The sequence below is a fragment of the Verrucomicrobiota bacterium genome, from assembly GCA_039027815.1.
Lineage (GTDB): Bacteria > Verrucomicrobiota > Verrucomicrobiia > Verrucomicrobiales > JBCCJK01 > JBCCJK01.
Window position 1 is genome coordinate 1 of the sequence record JBCCJK010000071.1, and the last position, 5,420, is coordinate 5,420.

The window sequence follows — 5,420 nt, forward strand, 5'->3', positions numbered from 1 at the left end:
AAAACTGAAAACTGAAAACTGAAAACTGAAAACTGAAAACTAACCCAACAGTGCACCCCCCAATCCAGTCATTTTCTACAACCTCACCCCTTGATCGAACTCCAAAAAAGCCCGCTCACTTCGCCAACTCCAAATGCGAAGGCAAAGGCTTCTCCTCGTCTGGCAAGCGCAAATACGCCAGCCAATAGCTCTTGAGCGCCTTCCGGACCTCCAATCGCAGCTTTCCCCTTTTCATCCCGTAATCTCGGGCCACCGCCTTTTGCTGCTCCCGACTGAGCCGACTCGAAGGCCGCACCGCCACCACCTCCATCGTCTCCCAATCCTCGTCCACCAAAGGCGGCTGGAACGACCTCTCCGGCCACTCGGCCGACTCGATCCGACTGAGCACAAAATCTCGGAAATCCTCATTCTCGAAACACCACGCCCGCACATGCCAACGATACCCGTCGTGGGCGAAGGCCCTGGGGGCGATCTCTCGGAAAGAAACCCGTGAGCGGTGGACCGACCAATAGCGTACTCCCAGGACCCGCTCCTCCGCCACACTCAGAAACACCCGCCGATCCACCTGAGGCTCCGCCTCCCGAGTTGGCAAAACCACCCGATCCGCTGGGACCTCCGCACTCCCGAGGCCCCCCACCCAGGCCGCACCCAAAACATCCCGCAGCCGAGGCTCATGCAGAACACAGCGCATCTCGGCCACTGCCTCGTAGCGCTTCCGGCTCAGGGAGTAATGCATCGACCCCGGATTCAGCTCCAAATAAGCCTGCAAATCCCCGCTCGCCTGGGCCGCCGAAATCCCAAACAGCTCCACCAAATCGCGCCGATTCACCACCCCCCGCCACCACGCCCGGCGCTCCACAAAACGCAGCCGCTCCTGCCCCGCCCACTGCTCCCGATTCGTCGCATTACCCATCGTGTAAATAAATGCATCGTATATCTTGACACACTGAGCACCGAGCGGCAGAATGCGTCTAGAAATACAACAGGTTCGTGAAATTATATTTCAGAATTCTGAATAGTCAAGAAACTTTAAGCACTTTGCTACTATCGAAAGTCAGCCATCGAAAATAGAACATGCACTTCCGCCTCCAAACATCCCCCCTTCATGGTTTTCATCACCATGGGGAGCAATCGTGGCTGAACAAGATGCAGCTCCACGACCCTCTCGAGCTACAGCCCGAGCCTGCCAACCCCTACGACCGCCATGCCGTGCGCATTCATTGGAAAACGCACCACATCGGCTACCTCCCGAGGGAATCGAACCACATTGTCAGCCGCCTCCTCCGCCAAAATTGCCCCCTCACCGCCCACATCGCCTGGCTCGCCAAAGAACCACATCCCACGATTCCCTTGACCTTGGAAGTGCTCTTGGAGGAAAGCGGTTCCAACTCGCCTACTGAAAGGAAACCTGATACAACCAACTAATGGCCTCCAGCTCCCAGCCTAAGCCCGGTGAATTCTATGCTCACACCACAGAGGAACGTCGTCCTTGGGAGCGCCTCTTAAGACCCTCGCCAAAGAAAGGGGCAACTGATGCAGCCAGCTGATGAATTCTATATAGTGATCATTGCAAATGCCTTTTAATATTCGCCTAAACGACTGCTGGGCCAAGACCGACACCCTCAGCCACCCAGCGCTTTCCGTAGAAGACCACTGCAAGACTGTCGGCTGGGTGGCCAAAGCTCTTTACGCCAAGCTACCAAAGGCTATTCAAAACCTTTTACCGCAAGGCTGGGAGACTCTAGTCGCCGCACACGACATAGGAAAATTAACCCCGGGATTCCAGATCAAGTGCCCCGCGTGGATTCACCACCAGACAGTTTCCAGTCAGATCCAATCCAATGGGCTAACTACCAACCACGCCTTGGTTAGCCAATGGCACCTACAAGACACCACCAAGAACTGGACCATTTCTTCGGCAGGACACCACGGCAGCTATCCTTGTGGCTGGAAACTGCTGAGAAACAGCCGACGTCACTGTGATATTTCGGAGGGCGGGCTCGAATCTCTTTTTTCCGATCTCCGGAATGAGCTTCTCCGGAAACTCATTCAACTCTTCGGCCCACTGCCATGCAGTGACTGTGAAAAACACTCTCACCTCCACCTGCTTACTGGCTTTACAATACTCGCGGACTGGATTGGCTCGAACACCGACTGGTTTCCCTTCGACACAAGCATCAAGGAGTCATCCGTCACTACGCTAGCCGAAGGGAGAATCAGCCAACTCAGGTTAACCCCATCGCATAAAAGCACCCTCAGCTTCGCTGCCCAATTCAAAGGAGAGCTTCCAGCGGGAGCCCAACCCCGCCCCATTCAACAAACACTCCTAGACGCCGCCACCGAACCCGGTCTCTACATCGTGGAAGCCCCCATGGGCATGGGAAAAACCGAAGCCGCTCTTTCCGCAGCCTACCAGCTTTGGGAAAACGGCCACGCCCGCGGCCTTTACTTCGCCCTTCCGACTCAGCTCACCTCCAACCGCATCCACGAGCGCATCAATAGCTTCCTGAAAAATACCGTCGCTACCGACACCTTCCAAACGCTCATCCATGGCAACGCTTGGCTCAGCGAAAACGCAGTCCTCCCACTCTCCAAACGTCTGGAGGAGAATGATAGCACTCCCGAACTCGACCACAACGACACCGACGAGGCCCTGCGCTGGTTTTCCTCCACCCGCAAGCAACTCATAGCCCCCTTCGGCACCGGCACCATCGATCAAGCCCTTCTCTCCATCCTCCCCGCCCGCTTCGCCGCCCTTCGCCACTTCGCACTCGCTGGCAAAGCCATAGTCATCGACGAAGTCCATTCCTACGACCCTTACATGTCCGCCCTCATCGACCGCCTGATTCAGTATCAGCTCGAATGCGGCTCCACCGTCATCATCCTCTCCGCAACCCTCACCGCCCAGCGCCGCCAACAACTCATCGCAGCAGCCGAAGCCACCGAAAACACGATTTTGACCGATTATCCTCTCATCACAAAAGTCGCCACCGGTAGCGCCGCAGCTCAACACTTCTCTATCAACGAGCCGGTAGAAGAGAAAACCATTCAGCTCCAACACCACACCCTCACAGGTGAAGACACCGCCTACTGGCAATCCATTGCCGATGCCGTCAACGAAGGAGCCAACGTCGTCGTCATCCGCAACACCGTCGCCCTCGCCCAACAAACCTACCACGAACTCAAAGAGCTACTCCGGGAGAACTCCGACCAGCCCACTGCACTCATCCACTCCCGCTTTCCTCAATGGCAGCGCGAGGACAACGAAACAACCTGGGTCACACTCCTAGGAAAGAATCCCGCCAACCGCCCGCCCGGCTCACTCCTCGTCTCCACCCAGATCGTCGAGCAATCCGTCGATATCGATGCCGACCTCCTCGTCTCCGACCTAGCCCCTACCGACCTTATCCTCCAACGCATCGGTCGCCTTCACCGCCACAAACACAAGCGTCCAACAGGCTATAAAAAGCCCACCTGCCATATCCTTCATCCCGACACCAACTGGCAAGCCACCGCCAAAGAAATCAAAGAGCAACTCAAGCCCCACCACTTCATCTATCCACCCCTCACTCTCTGGCAGGCGCAGCACACTTTGCTTACCAGAGATTCAATCACTCTCCCTTCGCAAATCCGCGACCTACTCGAATCATCCTCAGCAGAAATACCCGGCGACTCCTCTGCCGCGCTCACCGAATTCCTCCACGAATACCGCCTTCTGGGAGATCAACAATCCGGCACCGCCCGCAGTCGAGATGTCTTCATCACCGCCATCGAGGACCAGGAAGGCCGCGAGACCCGTTACAAAATCGAACCCTCCATCGCCATCATCCTCCTGAAAAGGGCTCCCCTCACCCAGAACGGCGTCACCACCATCACTCCCTATCATCCGCAAGGAGTCACCCCAAGCTCCTTCACCCTCTACCCAGAGCAATTCTCCTACCCCCTCGCCAAAGCCCTCCACCGCAACGCCGCCCAAATCTCCCAACACCTCGCCAAAGACCTTCTCAATCAGCAGCCTATCTGGCTGCACCAACACATGCGCGATGCTGTCCTCGCCGTCGTCCGCGACGACTCCGCCGAACTGGATCTCCTCGGCCACACCAACAGCCACACGCTTTGCTACTACCCGCTAACCGGCATCACAGCCCAGAAAAACGAGCCCGCCCAAAGCTTCACCGAACCCGAAGAAGACTGGTTCTAATCCTCACGAAAATTCACCATGCAAAACTTCAACCTCATCGACCACCCGTGGATTCCTGTCCGCTGGAAATCCACCACAGCGGACAACCCGCCCCTCGTTTCCCTTCACGACGCCTTCGTCCGTGGCGAAGAAATCGCCGACCTCGACTGCCTGCCCCAAGAGCGCATCTCCATCATCCGCCTACTCGTCTGCATCACCCACGCCACCATCGGCGCACCCGCTACACCCGACGGCTGGAACAGCTTCGGCGACAACCTAGCACAAGAGGCCACCGACTACCTCGAACGCGATGACATCCACCCCCACTTTGATCTCCTCGGCGATGGCCCGCGCTTCTTGCAAGAAGATGTGCCTGAAAAAGGCGAGCCCGTTCCAACCTCCAAGCTGATTTCATCGCTCGCCACCGGCAATAACCCTACTTTGCTCGACCATCACGGCATGAGCAGCTCCAGAGATTACGATCCTGCCACCATCGCCCGAGCGCTGCTGACATTTCAAAATTTCTACCCACTCTACGGAGCCGGCTACAAAGGAAAAGGCCCCTGCTGTGAATCGAACGCGATTCACAGCATTCTCATCGGAAAACAGCTACAGGAGACGATTCTTCTCAACTGCATTGATCTACAGACGATTTCTACCACGGGATGCAAAACCCTCGGCAACCCTAGCTGGGAAGCGCAAACCAAAGCCGAATCCATCACCTCCACCACAACGATTCTCGGCCGACTATCCCCCCGTCACAGATCGCTCAAACTCACCTCTGACCTGAGCGGCTTCTACCACCGAAAAGAAAGCCTCCAATACCCCGGCTGGGAGCCGTTTCGTGAAGCTTCTGTCACGACTTTCATCGATCAAAAGGATAATCGCAGAATTCTCCCTGCTCGTGTCTCGCGAGGAATCTGGAGAGACCTGCATATCATCACTCTCCTAAATCAGAACCACGATGGCACTTCGCCCGTTTTGCAAAGTCATGAGCAAGAGTTCGATGATGAGCAATGCACCATCTGGTCCGGCGCACTGGTCACCGACCTCAAAGCCAAGATTCTCAACACGGTCGAATCGACATTCACCTTACCACTTAGGGAAGCGCTGAACAAGTTGGTTTTTTCAGAAGGGGTGGAAGAGAGGGGAGATATTCCTGCCTGAGAGTGCCGTATTCTACTGTGAGTGGAGCGTCTTGAAGGGGAAGAGTCCTAGGTTGTGGTAACCCGAGCTCTTC

At 56.2% G+C, this 5,420-nt stretch carries 4 protein-coding genes; 3 read left to right on the top strand and 1 reads right to left on the bottom strand.

Annotation, left to right across the window (positions count from 1 at the left end; translation table 11 throughout):
* Positions 1-115: 115 nt before the first annotated feature.
* Entirely contained in the window at positions 116-913 is a 798-nt protein-coding gene (locus AAF555_12170) for a WYL domain-containing protein (GenBank protein ID MEM6912321.1), read from the bottom strand.
* A 161-nt stretch (positions 914-1,074) separates the two neighbouring features.
* Here AAF555_12170 and AAF555_12175 point away from each other — a divergent pair, with 161 nt between their 5' ends.
* The 3 genes from AAF555_12175 to casA all read left to right on the top strand — a co-directional run bounded on the left by AAF555_12175 (position 1,075) and on the right by casA (position 5,347).
* On the top strand, positions 1,075-1,425 hold the full coding sequence (locus AAF555_12175) for an HIRAN domain-containing protein (GenBank protein ID MEM6912322.1): 351 nt from the start codon (positions 1,075-1,077) through the stop codon (positions 1,423-1,425).
* A gap of 148 nt (positions 1,426-1,573) precedes the next feature.
* Positions 1,574-4,201 (top strand): CRISPR-associated helicase Cas3', encoded by a 2,628-nt coding sequence (gene cas3 / locus AAF555_12180; GenBank protein MEM6912323.1) that lies wholly within the window; start codon positions 1,574-1,576, stop codon positions 4,199-4,201.
* 18 nt (positions 4,202-4,219) lie between these two features.
* Complete coding sequence (gene casA / locus AAF555_12185) at positions 4,220-5,347, top strand: type I-E CRISPR-associated protein Cse1/CasA (protein ID MEM6912324.1); 1,128 nt, start codon at positions 4,220-4,222, stop codon at positions 5,345-5,347.
* The last annotated feature ends 73 nt before the right edge of the window (positions 5,348-5,420 follow it).